This is a genomic window from Streptomyces sp. NPDC002092 (genome assembly GCF_053593775.1).
This window is the reverse complement of record NZ_JBSFDG010000003.1, coordinates 164,096-185,637: the sequence shown is the minus strand read 5'-3', so window position 1 is coordinate 185,637 and position 21,542 is coordinate 164,096. Positions and strand designations below refer to the sequence as shown.

The following is a 21,542-nucleotide window of genomic DNA, read 5'->3' as shown; positions in this document are numbered from 1 at the left end:
AGTGATCGTGGAGCCTGTTGGCTCAGGGGGTCAGATCCGTGACGGTTGTGGAAAGTTGTACGGCCGAAGAGGATTTTTTGAGGGGATTGCAAATCCCATGCCAAGATCGGAAACCGGCCGCCCCGACGGGTCGTGCCCGTCAGTCGAACCAGCGGTCCCGCGCCAACTCCTCCGTCCGGGACGGATCCTCCAGCAGAGCCGCCACCTCGAAGCGCCGCGGCCACTGACCCGCTGCCCAGGCGAGGCCGGCGGCGACGCCCTCCAGGGTGGCCGCGTGCAGGGTCCCGTCCGCCGTCAGGCGCCAGTCCAACTCCACGCCGTCGACGACGAGTTCCTCGTGCTCGACGTACGTGGCCGGGGTACCGGCGCCCAGCAGGACCCGTACCGCGTCCGGTACGTCGTGTTCGGTGCCATCGGAGGTGACTTCTCCCGTCACGGATTCGCTCAGGCGCCGCACCTGGAACAGTTCGGCCAGTTCGGCGGCCCGGGCCGGGCGTACCGGCAGGAGGGGCACGCCCTCGGTGAAGGGCAGCAGGTCAGGGGAGTCGACGACCACGGCGTCGGCGGCGTCCACGACCTCGACGCGGCCGTCCACCACGGCCCGTAGCTCGTCCGGCAGGGTCACCTGCTCAGGGTCCAGGTCGGCCAACGCCCCGTAGAGGGCGTGCAGTTGGGCTCCCGTGACCTCACGCTCGGGGTCCGCGAGGCGGTCCAGGAGTTCGGCGGCGCCGCCCGGCTCGTCGAGCAGGGCCGACACCGACGTCCGTACGCCGAGCGCCCGCAGCACCTGCTCGTCGTCGAAGCCGGTCGCGTCGGCCTCGTCGTACAGGCCCCGCAGGAGGGGGTCGCCGCCGGACGCCAGCAGGCCTGCCGGGCGGCGGCCGTCGAGGACCGGGTGGCCGCGCAGCCACCAGGCCGTGTAGGGCCGTACGACCTCGTGCGTGCCGTCGGGGAGCAGGATCCGTACCGGCTGGGTGAGGGCGTCGCGCAGGGGCGGCTGGGCGAGCAGCGCGAGGGCCTGCGGCCACTTGTCGTCGTCGACCAGGTCGAGGTCGCGTACGGCGACGAGTTCGGTGGCGACCGGCGGTACGGGTGTGTCCGGGAAGCGGTCGAGGACGTCCTCGCTCCAGACGTCCACGGCGTCCAGGAGCCCCGCGTCGTCGGGCTCGGCGTAGTCGCCTTCGCGCGGCTCCAGCTCGTCGGGGTCCAGCACCACGTCCGTGGCCCGTACGAGCGCGAAGTTGGCGAGGACACCGCAGGCGGCCAGTGGTTGTTCGCCCCACTTGTCGGCCAGCTCGGCGTCGACGGTGGCGAGTTCGTCGGCCCGCATGACCTGGTGGAAGGGGCTGCCGGGGAGGACGAGTTCACCGGCGGGGGCGAGTTCGCCGTCCTCGTCGGGGAGGGCGAGGGCGCCGAGCCACGGTTCGTCGCCCGGCTCCAGACCGGCGTCCCGTACGAGCGCGAGAACGGTGTCGGCCAGTTCCTCGGCGTCGGGCGTCTCCTGCTCCCAGTCGAGGCCGCCGTCGTCGTCGAGGGAGGCGGCCACGGCGGCCCGTACCTGCGGGGTGGTGAGGACGGCGCGTGGGGTCGCCGGGAGGGCGCCGAGCTTCTCCAGGAGGGGGTGGGCCGCGTCCGGGTGGGCGACCTTCAGGCCGAGCCGGGCGAGCACCTCCGGGTCGATGCGAGCGGCGTCGGCGGTGGGCAGCAGCACTTGGCGGGGGCCGATGGCGGTACGGCCGTCGGCGAGCGGCACGGGCAGCCCGGAGAGACGGTCCGGGTCGACGCCGGCCAGGCTGTCGTAGAGCCGCCGCCACCAGCCGGGCTCCTTCTCGAGACCGGCGAGGCGGTCGATCGCGTCGGTGAGCGGGACGCGGGCGACGCCCAGGGTCCGCAGTTCCACGCGCCGTTCGAGCCCGGCGGGCAGCAGGGTCGGGAGCACCTCGGCGAGGACCCGCACCGTGTCGTGGCCCGCGCCCTCGACGATCTCGGCGTCGCGGGGGCGCAGGGACTCGGGGAGGCCAAAGTCGTGCTCGTGGTCGTGGCCCTGGTCCTTGCCGGGTTCGGCGGCGGGCGGGAGGAACTCGGTCCGCGGGAGCCGTTCGAGGATCGCCTGGCGCAGGGCGCCGTCCAGCTCGCCCTTGCCCAGGGGGCCGGGGACGAGGTCGATGATTCCCCCGGTCACCGGGCGCCAGTCGGCGAGGAGTTCGGCGTACGCGTCCGCCGCGCGCTGCACGAGGAAGTCGGTGAGGGGGCCGGGTGCCGCGTGCCGGCGGGTGGTGTCGAGGGGGAAGGAGGCGATGAGCAGGGCGGGGACGCCGAGGGGCTCGTCGCTGGGGGTGGGGGCGTGGACGACGGCGCTGGTGCGGGGGCGGGCGGGGGAGCTGTCGGTGGCGTTGACGGGGACGGCCCAGGTGAGGGACCAGTGCGGGCGGAGGCGTTCCTCCACGGGGCGGTCGGCGAGGAGGTCCGGGGTGAGGGGGCCGTGGGCGGAGGACGTACGCCAGTGGGTGGTGCCGCCCAGGGAGTCGTCGACGACGGTGAAGGAGCCGTTGGGGCGGCGGCTGAGGGTGCGGGGGCTGTCGCCGTTGATCTCGACGACGACCTCTTCGAGGCCGGGGAGGGCGAGGAGCAGGGCGTCGTCGACGGCGCCCAGGAGGCGTTCGGCGAGGTCGGTGGCGGCGGCGTCGCGCAGCGGGAGGATGACGGCGGTGTCGTAGGGGTCCGGGGCGGTGCCCTCGGCGGCGAAGGGGAGCCGCAGGAGCGGGACGTGGCCGTCCCGGCGGCGGATCTCGTCGCCCAGGCCGGGGCTGTGCCGTGCCGTGTCGGCGGCGAGTTCCCGGGCCTCGGCGAGGGACCAGCGGACGCCGCCGTGGCGGCCGACCAGGGCGGGTTCGTCGGTGACGGCGAGTACGGCGGCGAAGCCGACGCCGAAGCGGCCGACCGCGGTGTCGTGGGCGTCGCGTTTGGCGGAGGCGCGGAGGGTGGAGAGCGACTCGACGCCTGTTGCGTCCAGGGGGGCGCCGGTGTTGGCGGCGACGAGGACGCCGTCGCGGAGGGTGAGGCGGAGGCGGCCGGGGACGGCTGCGCGGGCTGCGGCGTCGGCGGCGTTCTGGGCGAGCTCCACGACGAGGCGGTCGCGGTAGCCGCCGAGGACGAGGTCCTCCTCGGCGTTGGCGTCCTCGCGGAAGCGGGCGGGGCTGGTGGCCCAGGCGTCGAGTACGCCTCGCCTGAGGCGGGCGGTTCCGAAGGGGTCCGCGCCCTCGGGTGCAGGCCGCACGAACTTGCTCACGTTGGCTCTCCTCATCGGCCCTCATCGGCGTGAGCTCGAAGGTACCGCGAGTTGTTCTCCGCCCCCGCCGCCCCTACCCGTCCCGTCCCCAGGGGCGCTGCCCCTTCGACCCCGCCGGGGCTCCGCCCCGGACTTCGATCGGCCTGAACGGCCTCGTCCTCAAACGCCGGACGGGCTGGATCGTGCGGGGCGGGCTGATTTTCGCCGGGCGGGGTTTGGTTTTTCAGCCCGTCCGGCGTTTGAGGACGAGGCCCCTTCAGGGCCGACGGGGGTCTGGGGGCGGAGCCCCCAGGGTCGACGCGTACCTCCATGCACCCGCAGATCTACGAGTGCCCCAGGTCCGCTGCTTCCCCGTCGGAGACGACCGGCACGGACCCGGAGTCCGCCGCCGGCCGCAGGGGGAACGGGTCCACGCGGGTCTCGTCGATCACCGGAGGTGCCGGCTGCGGGGGCTTCGGCATGACCGCGGCCTCCGAGTGGCCGCCGCAGCCGTAGGCCAAAGACACCACTCGGCCGTCGGCCGGGGAGAACTCGTTGGCGCAGACGCCGAAGGCCTGCCCCAGTGAACCGCCGATCGGCTGCAGGAAGCCGCAGCTCACGCAGGACGCCGGTGCCGCCTGTGCCATCGGCGTCTTGGCGCCGTACGACTCCTCCCAGCGGTCCGCGGCGACATGCAGGCCGTAGCGGGACAGGACCCGGGCGCGGCGCATGCCGAGCTCCTCGGCGACCGAGGCGATGGAGCCGCGGGTCGGGACGACGGGAAGGTTCGCGGGGGTGCCCACGGTGACCTCGGCGTCCTCCGCCTCCACCAGCTCCGCCATCTCCTCGGAGACGGCCGAGCTGGGCACGGGCTCCTCCTCGCCGGAGTAGCCGGGCTCCAGGCGCAGGTCCTCGGCGTCGGTCGGGAGCAGATCGCCGGGGCCCATGTCGCCGGGCCGCAGGCGCTCGCTCCACGGCACCCACTCCGGGGCCAGCAGCGCGTCCGGGCCGGGCAGCAGGACGACCTCGTCCAGGGTGACGAACTTGGCGCGGGAGGCGCGGGCGACCGTCACGGCCCAGCGCCAGCCGCGGTACCCGAGTTCCTTGCACTCGAAGAAGTGCGTGACAACGCGGTCGCCCTCGGACTCCAGCCCCACATGCTCGCCGACCACGCCTGGTGCGGCGGCCTCCTCGGCGGCGGCGCGGGCGAGGTCGACGGCCTCGGCGCACAGGCGGTCGGGGGTGCGGCTTCGCGTGGTCGCTGCGCTCACAGGTATCGCTTCTCTCCTACGCCGTCACTCGGGTGCGCCGGCCTGAAGGCGGTGGGTGCGGACGGAGCGGACCGGGGGACCGCGTCGACGTCCGCGCCCGATCGCACTCGGGCGCACCTCATGCATCCATTCTGCGGGATGTCCGAGAGGCGCGCGGCCGAGAACGTTCGCCACGACGCGCTACGCACGCTACCTTCTCCCGACCGCTCGGCCTACACCGACGGGAGGTTTCCCCCCGCCCGCCCGGCAACTATCTGGCATGCACCTGGAAAAAGCCGAGGAACTACGCGCCCATACGCGCGGTAACCGCACTACACACAGGTTTCTCGGGGCACTATGACGGAGTGGCAGCCGCAAGGACGCCCCAAGGAGCCACCAGGGTCGGTGGGATAAGGGGCAGCAGTCGTGGTGGCGGTTCGGGCCGGTTCGTCGGGTCCGTCCGCGCGATCGGCCGTGCGCTGCACTTCCCGGTGACCGGAACGGCCCGCGGGATCAGGAAGGCCACGCATGCGCACGGCGCCGGTGAGTCGGGCCTCGGCAAGCTGATCGAACTGCACGCGGTGAACGGCGCCGGTGACGTCATGGTCACCGTCGCCCTCGCCTCCACCGTCTTCTTCTCCGTGCCGACCGACGAGGCACGGGGGCGGGTCGCGCTCTACCTCGCCATCACCATGGCGCCCTTCACCGTCCTCGCCCCCGTCATCGGCCCGCTCCTGGACCGGCTGCCGCACGGCCGCCGCGCCGCGATGGCGGGCTCGATGCTCGCCCGCGCGCTGCTGGCACTGATCATCGCCGGGGCCGTCGCCGGCGGCAGCCTGGAGCTGTATCCGGCCGCGCTGGGCGTGCTGGTCGCGTCGAAGGCGTACGGCGTGGTCAGAAGCGCGGTCGTGCCCCGGCTGCTGCCGCCCAAGTTCTCCCTGGTGAAGGCGAACTCCCGGGTGACGCTCGGCGGTCTTCTCGCCACCGGTGTCGCGGCGCCGATCGGGGCGGGGCTGCATGCCATCGGTCCGCGCTGGCCGCTGTACGGCGCCTTCGTGATCTACATCTGGGGCATGTTCCTGTCCTTCTCCCTGGCGCCGAAGGTGGACTCGGCCAAGGGTGAGGACACGGCGCTGCTGGCGGCGGACGAGGCGCATCTGCACGGGCCGCACATCAAACCGGTCAAGAAGCCGGGCCTGAGGACCGTCGGCATCGCGGTCACCCACGCGCTCGGCGCCAACGCGGCCCTGCGCTGGCTGTCCGGGTTCCTGACCTTCTTCCTCGCCTTCCTGCTGCGTGAGCATCCGCTGACCGGGGAGAGCGCGGCGGTGTCGCTGGGACTGGTGGCCGTCTCGGCGGGCGCGGGCAACGCGCTCGGTACGGCGGTCGGGGCGTGGCTGCGGCAGCGGGCGCCGGAGCTCATCGTCGTGACGGTGCTGCCGATCGTGCTCGGCGTGGCGGTCACGGCGGCGATCTTCTTCGGCGCGTTCCTGGTGGCGTGTCTCGCCGCGTTCGCCGGGTTCTCGCAGGCCCTGGCCAAGCTGGCGCTGGACGCGCTGATCCAGCGGGACGTGCCCGAGACGGTGCGCCCGTCGGCGTTCGCTCGCTCCGAGACCATGCTGCAGATGGCCTGGGTGCTGGGCGGCGCGATCGGCATCGTGATGCCGCTGAACGGCGCTGCGGGGCTGTCCCTGGCCGCCGCGGTGATCGCCCTCGGGTGGGCCACCACGGTCCGCGGGCTGCTCGGCTCGGCCCGGCACGGGGGCGCGTCGAAGCCTCGCGTGGCGTAACACACAGGCACGCCGCCCCCCAGGTAAAGAGAGCGTCGGACACGCCCTATAGCCTTCGCCCATGACCTCGATGCAATCCGATGCTGTGCGACGCCGCCGCGCCGTCGCCGCCGCCGGCGCCGTTTCCGCCGGACTGCTCGTCCTGTCGGCGTGCGACAAGCCGACGCCGCGTTCCACGATCACGGTCGGCCGCTCCTCGGTCAGCGAGGAGGCCACCTGCGGCGGTGAGGGCAAGACCCTGCAGACCGCGGACCTCGCGAAGTGCCTGAAGGACAAGGACATCCAGTCCATCAAGGTCGACCCCGACGACACCGTCCGCATCGGTGTCGACCCCAAGATCGCCGACAAGCGGTGGACGATCCTGATGAACGGTCAGCCCCTGACCGAGGACAGCAACAAGACGTACCGCACCATTCCGGGCAGCGTGTTCTTCAACGCCCAGTACGGCGCCCAGGGCAACTCCACCCTGGTCACCATCAAGGCGGGCGACGGCAAGAAGAGCGGCAGCACCGTCACCGGTCTGTGGTCCTTCAAGCTCAAGAAGAACGACTGACCCCGCCTGCCGAGCCCGCCGGGTCCTTCGTGTCTTCCGTACGTGTCCTCGTGGCCACCGCGGTCCCCGCAGAACGGGACGCGGTGGCCCGGGCGTTCACGGGCGAGGACCACCTGGTGATCGCCGCCGGTGTGGGCCCGGCGCTCGCCGCGGCCTCCACCGCGACCGCCCTCACCACCGCCGCCCTGAGCGGCACCCCCTACCACCTCGTGGTCTCCGCCGGGATCGCCGGCGGTTTCCAGCCCGAGGCCCCTGTCGGCTCCCTCGTGATCGCCGACGAGATCACCGCGGCCGACCTGGGCGCCGAGACCCCCGAAGGCTTCGTCCCGGTGACGGAGCTCGGCTTCGGGACCGTCACCCACCGTCCGCCGAAAGCACTCGTACGAGACCTCGCGGCCGCGACCGGGGCGCCCACCGGCACCGTACTCACCGTCTCCACCGTGACCGGCACCGCCGAGCGCGCCGCCGCCCTGCGCGCCCGCCACCCCCGCGCCCTCGCCGAGGCCATGGAGGGCTTCGGGGTGGCCGAGGCGGCCGCCGCGCACGGCGTGCCGGCGCTGGAGATACGCGCGGTCTCCAACCCGGTCGGCCCGCGTGACCGCGCCGCCTGGCGCATCGGCGACGCCCTCACGGCCCTGACGGAGGCCTTCGGGAAGCTTGCGCCCGTACTGGAGAGTTGGAACCGGCATGACCACTGAGCCCGTACACCCCGCACCGCCCCTGCAGATCGCGTACTCGCCCTGCCCGAACGACACCTTCGTCTTCGACGCCCTCGCCCACGGCCGCGTCCCCGGCGCCCCCGCGCTGGATGTGACCTTCGCGGACATCGACATCACCAACGGCATGGCCGAGCGGGGCGAGTTCGACGTCCTGAAGGTGTCGTACGCCGTGCTGCCGTACGTCCTCGACGAGTACGCGCTGCTGCCGTGCGGGGGTGCGCTGGGGCGGGGCTGCGGGCCGCTGGTGCTCACGCGTGGGCCCGGGGATCTGACGGGCCGCACCGTCGCCGTGCCGAGCGAGAAGTCGACGGCGTATCTGCTGTTCCGGCTCTGGGCGGCCGACACGGTGCCCGGCGGGGTCGGCGAGATCGTGGTCATGCCGTTCCACGAGATCATGCCCGCCGTGCGGGACGGGAAGGCCGACGCGGGGCTCGTCATCCACGAGGCGCGCTTCACGTACCAGAACTACGGCCTGCACAAGCTCGCCGACATGGGCGAGCACTGGGAGGACACCACCGGGCTGCCGATCCCGCTGGGCGCGATCATCGCGAAGCGGTCGCTGGGGGCGGAGGTGCTGACGGGGCTCGCCGAGTCGATCCGCTCGTCCGTACGCGCCGCCTGGGACGAGCCCGAGGTCTCCCGCCCGTACGTCATGGAGCACGCCCAGGAGATGGACCCGACCGTCGCCGACCAGCACATCGGCCTGTACGTCAACGAGTTCACCCACGACCTGGGCGTGGACGGCTATGCGGCCGTGCGGGGACTGCTCACGCGCGCCGCGGCCGAGGGGCTGGTGCCGCCCCTCGGCCCGGATGCGCTCGAATTCCCGTAGCGGATACGGAAATTGTTCAGGGTTATACGTCCAGCTGGTCGGCGACCGCGCGCAGCAGGCCCGCGATCTTCTTGCCGGAAGCCCTGTCGGGGTAGCGGCCCTTCTCGAGCATCGGGGTGATGTTCTCCAGGAGCGTCGTCAGATCCTGGACGATGGAGGCCAGTTCGTCCGGCTTCTTGCGGGTGGCGGCCGCGACCGACGGGGTCGGGTCCAGGACGCTGACGGAAAGCGCCTGGTCGCCGCGCTGGCCGGCGACCACACCGAACTCCACTCGCTGGCCCGGCTTGAGCGTCTCGACTCCGGCGGGGAGGACCGAGGAATGGACGAAGACGTCGCCGCCGTCGTCACGGGAGAGAAAGCCGAAGCCCTTCTCGCTGTTGAACCACTTGACCTTGCCGGTAGGCACGTCTGTCCTCGTCCTCGTACTCGTCGGAAAACTGCTTCGGAAACGGCTCTTGATAGCACTCGGGCGGGTCGTCGCGGACCCGCCGGTACCAAGGCTAATGGTCTTCAGGCCGGTGACAAGACGTCGCCGGGTTGTTCCTTCGCGCAGGGAACTACCCTGGTCCGGTGCGTGACAAAACCCAAACGAATTCCGCCGAGCCCGGTGACCGACTGATCCGTGCCGGTGCCATCGTGTTCTTCCTCGGTGCGCTGGCCACACTCGTCACTGTGGCTCCGCTGTTCCTCCACGCGAGGCCATTTCCGACGTACATGTTCGGACTGAGCATGCTCATGGGGGTCGGCTTCCTTATCGCCGGCGCCGGAGTGCTGCGGTCGATCGCGGCGGGCCGCCGTCAGGCGCGCGCCGGGCGGTAGCCTGCCGGCCGGCTCACAGAAGGAGGTGCGGCCGACGCTCCGCGTCGGTGAGCACCAAGCCGAGCAGGCCGCCCTCGACACCGCGGACGGCCTGCTGCTGGAGTTCGCTGCGCTGACTGCCTGTCAGACCTCGTCGCCCGTACGACGCCTGCGCGCGAAGTAGACCGCGCCGGCGCCGACGGCCACGACCGCGAGACCGGCACCCGCGAGGACGGGGGTGTTGTTCGACGCGCCGGTCTCGGCGAGGTCTCCGTTCGTGGTCGGGTGGTTCGCCCCGGTGTTCTTGCCGGGCACGGGCGTGGCCGAGCCGCTGGAGGTCGGGGCCGGGGTCGCGCCCGTACCAGGTGCGTCGCCGGTGGCGAGCACGGCCGCGAAGGCGCCTGCGATCACCTTGTGGCCGTCGGCGTTGGGGTGGGGGTCCGTCTTCGTGCACGCCCACGTCAGCTGACAGATCTTGGCCACATTCGCCGGCACCTCACCCGCGCCGGGCACGTTCACCTGGGTGGTGAAGTCGTCCGAGGAGAAGGCCCCGGCCACGTCCGCCACCTTGAAGCCGGTGGACTTGTACACCTGGGCGATCCCCGCGTTGGCGGCCCCGACCAGGGATGCCGACTCCCTGGCGGCCTGCTGTCCCGCGGCGCCCTGCAGCCAGGCCGCCAGGAACGGGTTGTGATACGTCGAGCCCACGAACTGGGTGTTGTTCGTGCCCGCCTTGCGGAGCGCGCCCGCGATCTGGGCGAGGTTCTTCACCATGGTCTGGCTCGCGCTCTTCAGGCACGCCCCGTCGAGGGTGCCGGCCGGGCGGCTCACGCAGCGCAGAAGGACGTCGTCCGCGCCCACGCTGAGCGTCACGTAGGCGACCTTGCCGTGATGCTGGGCCATGGCCTGCAGGGCGGCGCTCAGCTGGGACTTGGCGTGCGGGTAGTCGCACTTTCCGCCCTTGATGAGCGACTCCGTCGTCTCACCGGTGCAGCCGAGGCGTATGTGCTTCAGTCCGGGGTCGCGCTGCTTGAGCTGCGCGTAGAGCTGGTCGGTGTAGGCGAGGCCGGTGTCCTTGTCGACGTCCGGCTGGTAGCCGGAGGCCAGGGAGTCGCCGAGCGAGATGTAGTACGTGGTGTCCTTGCCGTTGGTCGCCTCGTCGGCGGCGGCCAGTCCGGGCATGCTCAACACAACGGTCAGAGCGGAGATGGCCAGCCCGGGGCCGAAACGCTGAAGGGATCTCATCACTTATGTGCGCTTTCCAGTTGCTGGGGGGTGTGGGCGCCGGAAGACATGGCATGAGATGTGGGGACGTAGCAAACTCAGCCGCTGTGGTTTCCGGCACCCGAAGAACGCCTTCGTGAAGGTATAGATGGGATCACTGCTGCCATGAGAGCGGGATCCACCCGACTTCACTTCCGAGGCGTGGGCGTCAATCTAGCGGGGTGGCCGGCGCATTGGGTAGGGGATGCCTACAAATTGACGATCACTACGACACGTGTAACCGTCAGAATGGTCCCATCAATCAGCACTTGATGACGGGACCCGTTGGTAGCCTGTCGCTCAGTGATCAACTGGGCGGTGGTCCGCCAGCCAGCCGGGGAACTCCGTGAGGTCCGCGAGGACGACGTCCGCCCCGGCCGTGCTCAGTTCCTCCGCGCTGCACGGCCCGGTCGCCACGGCCACCGACAGCGCGTCCGCCTTGCGCGCGCCGCGTACGTCGCCGGTGTGGTCGCCGACGTAGATCCCGGCACCGTGCTCGCGCAGCGCCTCCGCCTTCTGCTCGGCCCACAGGTCGCCGACGACCTCGTCGGGGTGGATGCCCAGGTGTTCCAGGTGCAGCTTGGCGTTCGGCTCGTACTTGGCCGTGACGACGATGGCGCGTCCGCCGGCCGCCTGTACGGCGGCGATGGCCTCGCGGGCGCCGGGCAGGGCGGGGGTCGCGGCGATGGCGATCGCTGGGTACATCGAGCGGTACAGGTCGGCCATCTCTGCGACCTGCTCCTGCGGGAACCAGTTGATGAGCTCCTCGGCGAGGGGTGGTCCCAGGCGGGTGATGGCCAGGTCGGCGTCGATGTATGTCCCGGTCCGCTCGGACAGAGCGAGGTAGCAGGCGTGGATGCCTGGGCGGGAGTCGATGAGGGTCATGTCCAGGTCGAAGCCGACGGTAGGGGGGAGCGGGGTTGTGTAGGCCATACGGGTCATTGTGCCTACTAGCTCGGTCCTACCTCGTTGTGTGGCGGCTGCGGGTGGTGGGGGCTTGTCGCGCAGTTCCCCGCGCCCCCTGGGGCGCTTGTGTGAGCGCCGAGCGATGAGCAGCGCCGCTCAGAGGCGCTTCTGTGAGCGCCAGGTGATGAAGAGAGCCGACAGCACGGCTGCGCCCCGCACCACCCACGGCCAGGTCTGGGCGAGCGCCTCGTTCATGTGGCCCTGGGGTATGGGGGTGCCCCAGCGGCCGGTGTTCCTGCCCCAGAGCCAGATGAGGCCGGCGGTGACGGCGAGGCCGGGCATGCCGATGACCGCCCACTTGGACTCGTTGCGGGTGAGGCGGCGGGAGGCGTAGGCGATGAGCCAGCCGAGCAGCAGGGCGAACCAGTTGCCGAGGATCGCGCCGACGACGAGCAGGCCGGCGGCGATCAGGAGGAGCGGGTTGCTCCAGCCGCCGACGGGGAGCGCCAGGCGGCGACGGGGAGCGAGGGCCTCGGGGGCGGTCTCCTCCTCGGCCTCCGGTACCGCCTGCTCCACGACCGGTGGCGGCTCCTTCTCGAGTTCCTTCGGGCGCGGCGGCCTGAGCAGGTCCGGGATCTCCACGCCGCCGGTGAAGCCGGGGACGCTTTCGCCGAAGGGGGTGCTGTCGACCCGCCACCAGTCGGGCTGGGTCGCGCTGTTGCCGAGTTCCTCGGCGCTCGCCATGTGCGGCGGGGAGGGGGCGGGCGTCTCGGGCCGGGCCGACTGGGCGGGGCGCGGGCGCGGTACGGCCCGGCGCAGGCTCTTCGGCAGGCGCCTGCTGTCGTCGGGTTCGTCGTCGCGCTGTAGCGGCACGTGGGTGGGGGTCGACGCGGGCGCCGAGGCGGTGCCTGACGCCGCGGCGACGACCTCGTCGGGGGTGCCGAGCCGGGAGAGGATGCGGCGGACCGCGGCGGGACTGTCGACGGTGGCCTTCGCCCGGCGGCGGTCGATCTCGCCCCGCAGCTCCGAGACCAGGCGCATGCGTGCGGCGGACGGCAGTTGCCGCTGCTGCGCCACGTCGCCGACGCGGCTCAGGTACTCGTAGACGACCTTGTCGCTCTCGATACCCACGAATTCCCCTTTGGGGTGGGTGCGTTGGATTTCCCGAGGTGCTCCCGAGGTGCTCCCGAGGTGCTCCCGTGGGGACGACGGTAGCGCAGGCCGGGGTCACGTCGGTCGGCACACCAGCGGGTATCGGGTCTCCGAGCAGGGGCGGTTGCCGTACTGGCGCAGGACGTCCTTGCCGCCCTGGTCGGTGAGGTAGCGCAGGAAGGCGGCGGCGATGGAGTCGGCAGGCGGTTCGCCGTAGGTGTAGGCGTACTCGGTCTGCCAGTACGGGTAGGTGCCGTTCTCGACGCCGTCGAGGGTGGGCGGCATGTCGTCGATGCGGAGCTTGACGAGGCGGCCGGAGGCCACGCTGCTGACCTCGCTGTAGCCGAGGGCGCCCGGGATGGTGGCCGTGCGGTCCAGCAGGTTGTCGGTGCTGTCGGCCTCGCAGACGCCGGGCTTGTCGCGGTCCAGGGCGGTGCAGTCGTTCACGTCGGCCTCCGGGACGGGCCGGCCCTGGAGGACGCGCTGTTCGAGGGCGTTGCGGGTGCCGGAGTTGCGGTAGCGGTCGACGAGGTGGATGGGGAGGTCGGCGCCGCCCACCTCGGACCATCTGGTGATCTTCTTCGCGTAGATGTCGCGGACCTGCCGCAGGGAGAGGTTGTGGACCTTGGCGTCCTCATTGACGACGAGTGTGAACAGTGTGTACGCGACCGGGCGCGGCAGGATCTGGGGGTGGGTGCCCTCCGCCGGGCCGTCGGTGAAGGCGATGTGGTCGCGGAGCCCTTCGTCGCCCGATATCCCGGCGTCCGCGCCGGTCTTCTCCAGGGAGGCGACGCCGTTCCCGCTGCCCTGGAAGGTGCCGCCGTCGACGGGGATCCGCGCGCCCTTGGCCGCGCACAGCTTCACGTACTCGTCGGCGGCCGCCTTCACCGCGGGTGCGAAGGCGGTGGAGCCGCCGAGGTGGAGGGTGCCGCCGACGCAGTCCAGCGGGGCGGGCTCGTCGCGTACGAAGAGGGTCAGGCCCGCCTGGACCACGACGGCCATCGCCAGCAGGACGATGCCGAACCAGGCGGGGCGGGACGCGAAGACATGGCTCTCCGTCCTGGCCACCTTGAACCGGAAGAACCGGAGCACCGGGTCGAACCAGCGGCGCCGGCCACCGACGGCACCGCGGAAGACGGGCTTCGGGAAGGGCTCCCTGCTCTGGTCGTCGGGCCAGCGTTCCAGCACCACCAGGACCTTGTACTCGGCCCGCACCGGGAGCTTCACCTTCGGCAGCCGGATGACGCCCTGCCGTTCGGGCAGGTGGTTGTCGTGGCCGAAGCCCGGGACGGCCTGGTTGTCCCGGATGAAGGAGTCGCGCAGTTCGTCCTGGCTCAGCTCGGTGACCACCAGGGCCGCGACCTGGCGCTCCCGGAAGGTGACGCGTATGCCGCACGGGTCGCTGTCGGGGGTGAGGTAGTCGCCTTCCTCGATCGGCGCGGTGCCGGCGTTCTCGATCCGCAGCAGGACGAAGGAAGGATCCTTCAGGTGATGGCCGTCCTGCTGCATGTCCCGCAGCACTCCGGCGTACGGCGACTGGGTCGCGTCCGCGGCGAGCGTGTCCATCTGCACGCGGTAGCCGAGCCGCTTGCGGCCCACGACGGCGAACTCCCACAGGAACGCCGCAAAGGGAAAGCCGACACTGATGAGAGCAACCCACTTGTCGAAGTCGAGGTTCACCCCGGGCCCCCAGTTCCCCCGTGTTCCGCCGAACGCCCAATCGCCCGCAACCACCGTGCAGTTGACAGGGAGCCCAGGGTGACCAGTGGGTGCCGGGTGGGGCCAGGGTTGCCGCAATCGTCCTGCCGAAGTTCATCCGGTGGTCAACTGTGAAACGTCCCGTTAGCCAAATCAGCCCGTCCGGCGTTTGAGGACGAGGCCCCTCGGGCCGATCGGGGGTCTGGGGGCGGAGCCCCCAGGGACGCGAGCCCCCACTCACCCGCACCTGCTCCGCCAAGCCGCCGGAGGCAACCTGCTCAGCGCAACCGACGGAGGCAACCCGCTACCGTGGGTCGGATGAGCACCCCGGCCGCTCCGCGTTCACTCGCAGAGGCACTGCGCAACAGGGACGACGCCTCCCTGGCGGCACTGCTGCGCGCCCGCCCCGATCTCATCACGCCCGTCCCCACCGACCTCACCCAGCTGGCGACCCGGGCCGGAACCCGCGCGTCGGTCGTGCGGGCGCTGGAGCGGCTGGACCGTTTCGCGCTGCAGACGGCCGAGGCGCTGGCGGTGGCCGCGGATCCGGCCGGATACGAGGAGCTGCTCGGGCTGATGGGCGGTGACGGGGGCGACCCGGCGGTCGCAGCGGCGCTCCCCCGTGCCCTGGGCACCCTGCGTGAGCAGGCCCTGGTGTGGGGCGGCGACGACCGGCTGCGGCTGGTGCGGACGGCCCGTGAGCTGCTCGCCCCGTCACCGCAGCACCCGTCGCCGACGGGACTCGGGCCCACGGTTCAGGAGGCGACGGCGGGTATGTCGCCGGGCCGGATCCAGGAGATCGTCACCGCGGTCGGCCTGCCCTCGACCCACGACTCGGTCTCCGCCGTGGCCTCGCTGACCGCCCTGTTCGGCGACCGCGCCCGGATGGAGGCGCTGCTGGCCGAGGCGTCCCCGGAGTCCCGGGAGGTGCTGGACCGCCTGGTGTGGGGGCCGCCGTACGGGCAGGTCACGGCCGATCCGGCGCCCCGGCTTCGCTGGCTCCTGGACCGCGGGCTGCTGCTGCCGACGGCGCCCGGGACCGTCGTACTCCCCCGGGAGGTGGCCCTGCACCTGCGCGGCGGCCGTGCGCATCGTGCCGTCGAGCCGCTGCCGCCCGCCCTGGAGGTGACGGCCACGCACCGTCCACAGGTTGTGGACACGACGGCGGCCGGGCAGGCGTACACGGCGCTGGCGACCGTGGAGGAGCTGCTGAAGGACTGGGACGAGGGCGGGCCCACGGTGCTGCGGGCCGGCGGTCTCAGCGTGCGCGACCTCAAGCGCACCGCCGTCGCGCTCGACGTGTCCGAGCCCGTCGCCGCCTTCTGGGTCGAGCTCGCCTACGCGGCCGGGCTGCTGGCGTCCGACGGGGAGGCCGACGAGCGGTATGCGGCGACCCCGGCCTACGACGAGTGGCTGGAGCTGCCGGCCGCCGAGCGCTGGGCGCAGCTGGCGCAGGCGTGGCTGACGGCGACGCGGACGGCGGGCGTCGTCGGGGGGCGGGACGCCAAGGAACGCACGTTGTCGGCGCTGGGGCCGGGCCTCGACCGCTCCGCGGCCCCGGAGGTACGGCACAGGGTGCTGAGCCTGCTGGCCGGGCTGCCGCAGGGCGCCTCCCCGTCCGCCGAGTCCGTCCTCGCCCGGCTGCGCTGGGAGCGGCCCCTGCGCGGCCCCCAGCAGAACGACGACCTGCGCGGACGGCTCGCCACCTGGACGCTGTCTGAGGCGGAGATGCTGGGCGTGACGGGCCGGGGCGCGCTGTCGGCGCACGGCAGGGCACTGCTCGGGGCGCCCGCGCCCGCGCCTTCACCCGCGCCGAAGGACGCCGAACCCGCGCAGGAGGGCCCCGGCGACAAGCTCCCCGTCCACCACCTGCCGCTCGTCGTGGAGCCCCTGTCCCCCGCCGAACAGGCCACCGCCTCCGCCGCGGCCGGCCGTCTCCTCGCCCCGCTCCTCCCCGAACCCCTGGACCACGTGCTGCTCCAGGCGGACCTGACGGCGGTCGCCCCCGGCCCGCTGAAGCGCCCGCTGGCCGACATGCTGGACGTACTGGCGGACGTGGAGTCGAAGGGCGGGGCCACGGTCTACCGCTTCACACCGGGTTCGGTACGGCGCGCCCTGGACGCCGGCCGCACGGCCACCGACCTGCATGCCTTCCTGAGCGCCCACTCCCGCACGCCCGTACCGCAGCCGCTGACGTATCTGATCGACGACGTGGCCCGCAAACACGGGCATCTGCGGGTGGGCGCGGCCTCGGCGTACGTCCGCTGCGACGACGACACGATGCTCAACGAGATCATGGCCGACAAGCGCTCCGCCGCCCTGCGGCTGCGCCGCCTCGCGCCCACCGTCCTCGCCACCCAGGCCGACCCGGCGGCCCTCCTGGACGGGCTGCGCGCGATGGGCTTCGCACCGGCCGCCGAGTCGGCGGAGGGCGACGTCCTGATCACCCGCGCCGCCGCCCACCGCACCCCGCCGCGCACCGCACCCGAGCCGGTCCCGGACGGCCCGCCGACCCCCGACACCACGCTCCTGGCGGCGGCGATCCGCGCGATCCGGGCCGGCGACCTGGCCTCCACGACCCCTCGCAAGCAGACCTCGTCGGCCACTCCGAGCGGCGACCTCCCGCGCACCACCTCCGCCGAGACCCTCGCCACCATGCAGGCCGCCGTCCTCACCGGCGAGGCCCTGTGGATCGGCTACGTCAACGCCGAAGGCACCGCCAGCCAGCGCGTCATCGCCCCGATCCGCGTCGAGGGCGGCTTCGTGACGGCCTACGACCACACAGCGGACGAGGTACGGACATATCCCCTGCACCGGGTCACGGGCGTCGCCGAACTCGCGGACGACTGACCACGACCGAACACGACCGCCTGCGATCGGCCACCGCCACCTCACGACCGCCCGTGATCATCGGCGTATGCGGCACACTGGACGTTTGGCCGAGGCGTTTGGCCGAGACGTCCGGCCCACGGAAAGGGTGCCCCGCGTGAATGGTCCACTCATCGTCCAGTCCGACAAGACCCTGCTCCTCGAGGTCGACCACGAGCAGGCCGACGAGTGCCGCCGGGCCATCGCGGCATTCGCGGAGCTGGAGCGGGCGCCCGAGCACATCCACACCTACCGGGTGACGCCGCTGGGGCTGTGGAACGCGCGGGCGGCCGGGCATGACGCCGAGCAGGTCGTGGACGCGCTCGTGCAGTACAGCCGGTATCCCGTGCCGCACGCGCTGCTCGTGGACGTCGCGGACACCATGGACCGGTACGGGCGGCTGACCCTCAGCAAGGACCCCGCGCACGGGCTGGTGCTCACCACCACCGACCGGCCGGTGCTGGAGGAGATCCTGCGCTCGAAGCGGATCGCTCCGCTGGTCGGGGCGCGGATCGACCCGGACACCGTGGCCGTGCATCCGTCCGAGCGCGGGCAGATCAAGCAGACGCTGCTGAAGCTGGGCTGGCCCGCCGAGGACCTCGCGGGGTACGTCGACGGCGAGGCGCACCCGATCGAGCTGAACGAGGACGGCTGGGCGCTGCGCCCGTACCAGAAGCAGGCCGTGGAGAACTTCTGGCACGGCGGGAGCGGCGTCGTCGTGCTGCCGTGCGGGGCCGGCAAGACGCTCGTCGGCGCCGGGTCCATGGCGCAGGCGAAGTCGACGACCCTGATTCTCGTCACCAACACCGTCTCGGCGCGGCAGTGGAAGCACGAGCTGGTGAAGCGCACGAGTCTCACCGAGGACGAGATCGGTGAGTACAGCGGTACGCGCAAGGAGATCCGGCCGGTCACCATCGCCACGTACCAGGTGCTGACCACCAGGCGGAAGGGCATCTACCCGCACCTGGAGCTCTTCGACTCCCGCGACTGGGGGCTGATCGTCTACGACGAGGTGCATCTGCTGCCCGCGCCGGTCTTCAAGTTCACGGCGGATCTGCAGGCACGGCGGCGGCTGGGGCTGACCGCGACCCTCGTACGGGAGGACGGGCGCGAGTCGGACGTGTTCTCGCTGATCGGCCCGAAGCGTTTCGACGCGCCGTGGAAGGAGATCGAGGCGCAGGGCTACATCGCGCCCGCCGACTGCGTGGAGGTCCGGGTCAACCTCACCGACTCCGAGCGGCTCGCCTACGCCACCGCCGAGCAGGAGGAGAAGTACCGCTACTGCGCGACGACGGAGACCAAGCGGAAGGTCACCGAGGCGATCGTCCGCCGTTTCGCCGGCCAGCAGATCCTCGTCATCGGGCAGTACATCGACCAACTCGACGAGCTGGGCGAGCACTTGAACGCTCCCGTCATCAAGGGAGAAACCTCCAACGCCCAGCGCGAGAAGCTCTTCGACGCCTTCCGCGAGGGCGAGATCAGCGTCCTCGTCGTCTCCAAGGTCGCGAACTTCTCCATCGACCTGCCGGAGGCGACGGTCGCCATCCAGGTGTCGGGCACCTTCGGCTCACGCCAGGAGGAGGCCCAGCGGCTCGGACGGGTACTGCGCCCCAAGGCCGACGGCCACCAGGCGCACTTCTACTCGGTCGTCGCCCGCGACACCATCGACCAGGACTTCGCCGCCCACCGCCAGCGCTTCCTGGCGGAACAGGGCTACGCGTACCGGATCGTGGACGCGGACGAACTCCTGGCGGAGGGCTGAGCACAGCAAGTCCCCCGCAGGGAAGGCGCGGGGCCGTCTGTGCCGTCACTTACGGCGAACGCCCGCTTCCTCGCCGTACTCGCCGAGGATGACCACGTCGAAGGCGGCGCCCGCGAACACCTTCAGGGCGCGCAGGGCGTCGCCGAGGCGGTGGCGGTGGCTGCCGAGGACGGGGGTGGCGCCGGGCGGACCCGGCCGGCCGGGGCCTGGGGTGATGGTTGCTGCGCTCATGTATCCATGGTGGATCGGCTGGCATAAAGGGAGCATCGGCCTGCGGACCGAACCTCCTTCGGCGCCGCGTACGACTCCGGTCGTGGCCGTCCCTCCCTGGTATGACGGGGACATCCCCTAGGGGACCCTGAGGGGGAGGGCAGCGGGGTGGGAGGACAGGGGTGGACGGGGGTGGAAAAACCGTTGGCCTCCGTCTCCCCCGTTCACCTAGAATCTCCGCTCTTGCCCGCCTCCCTCCACGGAGCGCCGTCGCCCGGACGGAAACCGGTCGGCACCTCGCAGCCCCAGCCCGCAGCACCTCGGAGGCACCGCCTTGTCCACGCCCGTCGACGACCCCGCCCCTCTCGACGACCCCCTCTCCCGCGAGCGTGCCCACCTCGCCGAGTCCCGTGCCGCCCTGCGCGCGATGCGGGAGGACGTCGAGTCGCTCGACATCAGGGACGTCACCGCGAACTGGGTCAACGCCGAGGTCCTGGCCCGCCAGATCGACGAGCGCATCAAGGCGCTGGCCGACCTCAGCGACACCCCGCTGTTCTTCGGCCGCCTCGACTATCTGCACTCCCCGGGCGCGGACCAGGCCGAGGGCGCGGAGGGTGAAAGGTTCTACATCGGGCGCCGGCACGTGCACGACCACGACGGCGACCCCATGGTCATCGACTGGCGGGCCCCGGTCTCGCAGCCGTTCTACCGGGCGTCGAAGAAGGACCCGCTGGACATCGCGCTGCGCCGCCGCTTCGGGTACACCCGCGGCGACATCACCGCGTACGAGGACGAGCACCTGTCCGACCCGGCCGAGGCGGCCCGCACCAGCAAACTGCTCCAGCAGGAGATCGAGCGCCCGCGCGTGGGCCCGATGCGGGACATCGTGGCTACCATCCAGCCCGAGCAGGACGAGATCGTGAGGTCCGGGCTGGGCGGGACGGTGTGCGTGCAGGGAGGTCCCGGGACCGGGAAGACGGCCGTCGGCCTGCACCGCGTCGCGTATCTGCTCTACGCCCACCGTGAGCGGCTCGCCCGCACCGGCACCCTCGTCATCGGGCCGAACAGGTCCTTCCTGCACTACATCGAGCAGGTCCTGCCCGCGCTCGGCGAGTTGACGGTCCAGCAGGCCACCGTGGACGACCTGGTGGCGGGGGGCATCGAGATCCGGGGCACCGATGACGCGGCGGCCGCGGTCATCAAGGGTGACGCGAGGATGGCGGAGGTGCTGCGGCGGGCCGTCCACTCCCACGTCACCATGCCGACCGAACCGGTCGTCGTCGTGCGCGGCTCCCGCCGCTGGCGGGTGCCCGCATACGAACTGGAGGCCATCGTCCGGGAGTTGCTCGACCGCGGCATCCGCTACGGCGCCGCCCGCGAGGCCCTCCCGCAGCGCATCGCGCACGCCGTGCTGGTGCAGATGGAGCGGTCGGGGGAGGCGCCGGACGACCGGGTGCAGGACGCCGTGGCCCGCAACGCGGCGGTCAAGGCGGCCGTCAAACAGATGTGGCCGCCGGTCGACCCGGCGAAACTGGTGCTGCGCCTGCTCACGGACGCGGACTTCCTCGCCGTGCACGCGGACGGAGTCCTGGACGAGGACGAGCAGAAGACCATTCTCTGGGCGCTGCCCGGATCCGGTAAAAGGGCCGTGCGGAGCGTCAAAGCCGCCAAGTGGTCCGCGGCGGACGCCGTGTTGATCGACGAGGCGACGGATCTCGTGCAGCGCACGCACTCCCTGGGGCATGTGGTCCTGGACGAGGCGCAGGACCTCTCCCCCATGCAGTACCGCGCGGTCGGCCGCCGCTGCACCACCGGCAGCGCGACCGTCCTCGGCGACCTGGCGCAGGGCACCACTCCCTGGGCGACGCCGAGTTGGGACGAGGCGCTCGCCCACCTCGGCAAGTCGGACGGCGTGATCGAGGAGCTGACGGCCGGCTTCCGCGTCCCGACGGACGTCATCACCTACGCCTCCCGACTGCTGCCGCACATCGCCCCCGGCCTCACACCGGTCGCGTCGGTACGCGAGAACCCGGGCTTCTTCGCCCTCCGCCCGATCGCGGACGTCTCCGAAGTGGTCGCCGCCTGCGAGGAGTTGCTCCGCAACGAGGGCTCGACCGGCCTGATCGCGGCCGACGCCCGCGTCCCGGCACTGGCTCAGGCACTGACGGCGGCCGGGATCAGCTACCTGGCCCCCGGTGAGGAGACCACGGCCGAGACCCGCCTCACCCTGGTCCCGGCGTCCCTCGCGAAGGGCCTGGAGTACGACTACGTGGTCCTGGACGAGCCACAGGCGGTGGTGGACGGCGAGCCCGACGAGCGGACCGGCCTGCGCCGCCTGTACGTGGCGCTGACCCGCGCGGTGTCCGGCCTGATCGTGACGCATGCGGCACCGCTGCCGCCGCAGCTGGCCGAGTAGGGTGCTCTTCCGTTCTGTCATGTCCCCTTGGAAGGGCCCCAGTTGACCACGCCGCCG

16 protein-coding genes are annotated in these 21,542 nt (G+C 72.0%); 8 read left to right on the top strand and 8 right to left on the bottom strand.

The window, feature by feature from the left end; translation table 11 throughout:
• Positions 1 to 139 precede the first annotated feature (139 nt).
• Both ACWCRD_RS08315 and ACWCRD_RS08310 read right to left on the bottom strand, forming a co-directional pair.
• Positions 140 to 3,289 carry a sacsin N-terminal ATP-binding-like domain-containing protein gene (locus ACWCRD_RS08315; protein ID WP_450965132.1) on the bottom strand — a complete coding sequence of 1,050 codons (3,150 nt, stop codon included), beginning with the start codon at positions 3,287 to 3,289 and terminating at the stop codon, positions 140 to 142.
• A 323-nt stretch (positions 3,290 to 3,612) separates the two neighbouring features.
• Positions 3,613 to 4,539 carry a DUF3027 domain-containing protein gene (locus ACWCRD_RS08310; protein ID WP_450965131.1) on the bottom strand — a complete coding sequence of 309 codons (927 nt, stop codon included), beginning with the start codon at positions 4,537 to 4,539 and terminating at the stop codon, positions 3,613 to 3,615.
• A 344-nt stretch (positions 4,540 to 4,883) separates the two neighbouring features.
• Here ACWCRD_RS08310 and ACWCRD_RS08305 point away from each other — a divergent pair, with 344 nt between their 5' ends.
• From ACWCRD_RS08305 to ACWCRD_RS08290, 4 genes are all read left to right on the top strand, one after another.
• Complete coding sequence (locus ACWCRD_RS08305) at positions 4,884 to 6,308, top strand: MFS transporter (protein WP_450965130.1); 1,425 nt, start codon at positions 4,884 to 4,886, stop codon at positions 6,306 to 6,308.
• A 61-nt stretch (positions 6,309 to 6,369) separates the two neighbouring features.
• Positions 6,370 to 6,861 carry a DUF2771 domain-containing protein gene (locus ACWCRD_RS08300; protein WP_450965129.1) on the top strand — a complete coding sequence of 164 codons (492 nt, stop codon included), beginning with the start codon at positions 6,370 to 6,372 and terminating at the stop codon, positions 6,859 to 6,861.
• A 29-nt stretch (positions 6,862 to 6,890) separates the two neighbouring features.
• Positions 6,891 to 7,559: a futalosine hydrolase gene (locus ACWCRD_RS08295; protein ID WP_450965128.1), complete on the top strand. Its 669-nt coding sequence runs from the start codon at positions 6,891 to 6,893 to the stop codon at positions 7,557 to 7,559.
• On the top strand, positions 7,549 to 8,412 hold the full coding sequence (locus ACWCRD_RS08290) for a 1,4-dihydroxy-6-naphthoate synthase (protein WP_450965127.1): 864 nt from the start codon (positions 7,549 to 7,551) through the stop codon (positions 8,410 to 8,412). The genes ACWCRD_RS08295 and ACWCRD_RS08290 overlap by 11 nt, the downstream gene beginning before the upstream one ends.
• 22 nt (positions 8,413 to 8,434) lie before the next feature.
• Here ACWCRD_RS08290 and ACWCRD_RS08285 read toward each other — a convergent pair whose 3' ends face one another.
• A complete protein-coding gene (locus tag ACWCRD_RS08285; protein WP_450965126.1) occupies positions 8,435 to 8,818 on the bottom strand; it encodes a cold-shock protein in 384 nt (127 codons plus the stop codon).
• 164 nt (positions 8,819 to 8,982) lie between these two features.
• Here ACWCRD_RS08285 and ACWCRD_RS08280 point away from each other — a divergent pair, with 164 nt between their 5' ends.
• Positions 8,983 to 9,231: a hypothetical protein gene (locus tag ACWCRD_RS08280; RefSeq protein WP_266956643.1), complete on the top strand. Its 249-nt coding sequence runs from the start codon at positions 8,983 to 8,985 to the stop codon at positions 9,229 to 9,231.
• Between the two features lie 123 nt (positions 9,232 to 9,354).
• On the opposite strand, the gene ACWCRD_RS08275 is transcribed toward ACWCRD_RS08280, so the two are convergent.
• The 4 genes from ACWCRD_RS08275 to ACWCRD_RS08260 form a co-directional block, all read right to left on the bottom strand.
• A complete protein-coding gene (locus ACWCRD_RS08275) occupies positions 9,355 to 10,410 on the bottom strand; it encodes an SGNH/GDSL hydrolase family protein (RefSeq protein ID WP_450965415.1) in 1,056 nt (351 codons plus the stop codon).
• Between the two features lie 363 nt (positions 10,411 to 10,773).
• Positions 10,774 to 11,406, bottom strand: a complete 633-nt coding sequence (locus tag ACWCRD_RS08270; protein WP_450965125.1) for an HAD family hydrolase — start codon at positions 11,404 to 11,406, stop codon at positions 10,774 to 10,776.
• Positions 11,407 to 11,535: 129 nt separating this feature from the next.
• A complete protein-coding gene (locus tag ACWCRD_RS08265) occupies positions 11,536 to 12,510 on the bottom strand; it encodes a hypothetical protein (RefSeq protein ID WP_450965124.1) in 975 nt (324 codons plus the stop codon).
• 96 nt (positions 12,511 to 12,606) lie between these two features.
• Entirely contained in the window at positions 12,607 to 14,211 is a 1,605-nt protein-coding gene (locus ACWCRD_RS08260; protein ID WP_450965123.1) for a PstS family phosphate ABC transporter substrate-binding protein, read from the bottom strand.
• A gap of 336 nt (positions 14,212 to 14,547) precedes the next feature.
• Here ACWCRD_RS08260 and ACWCRD_RS08255 point away from each other — a divergent pair, with 336 nt between their 5' ends.
• Both ACWCRD_RS08255 and ACWCRD_RS08250 read left to right on the top strand, forming a co-directional pair.
• Complete coding sequence (locus tag ACWCRD_RS08255; protein ID WP_450965122.1) at positions 14,548 to 17,079, top strand: helicase-associated domain-containing protein; 2,532 nt, start codon at positions 14,548 to 14,550, stop codon at positions 17,077 to 17,079.
• 136 nt (positions 17,080 to 17,215) lie between these two features.
• Complete coding sequence (locus tag ACWCRD_RS08250; protein ID WP_450965121.1) at positions 17,216 to 18,859, top strand: DNA repair helicase XPB; 1,644 nt, start codon at positions 17,216 to 17,218, stop codon at positions 18,857 to 18,859.
• Between the two features lie 45 nt (positions 18,860 to 18,904).
• On the opposite strand, the gene ACWCRD_RS08245 is transcribed toward ACWCRD_RS08250, so the two are convergent.
• The gene (locus ACWCRD_RS08245; RefSeq protein ID WP_181922421.1) at positions 18,905 to 19,090 is read right to left on the bottom strand and encodes a hypothetical protein; all 186 of its coding nucleotides are present in this window, start codon (positions 19,088 to 19,090) and stop codon (positions 18,905 to 18,907) included.
• A gap of 313 nt (positions 19,091 to 19,403) precedes the next feature.
• On the opposite strand from ACWCRD_RS08245, the gene ACWCRD_RS08240 reads away from it, so the two are divergent.
• Complete coding sequence (locus ACWCRD_RS08240) at positions 19,404 to 21,485, top strand: HelD family protein (protein ID WP_450965120.1); 2,082 nt, start codon at positions 19,404 to 19,406, stop codon at positions 21,483 to 21,485.
• The last annotated feature ends 57 nt before the right edge of the window (positions 21,486 to 21,542 follow it).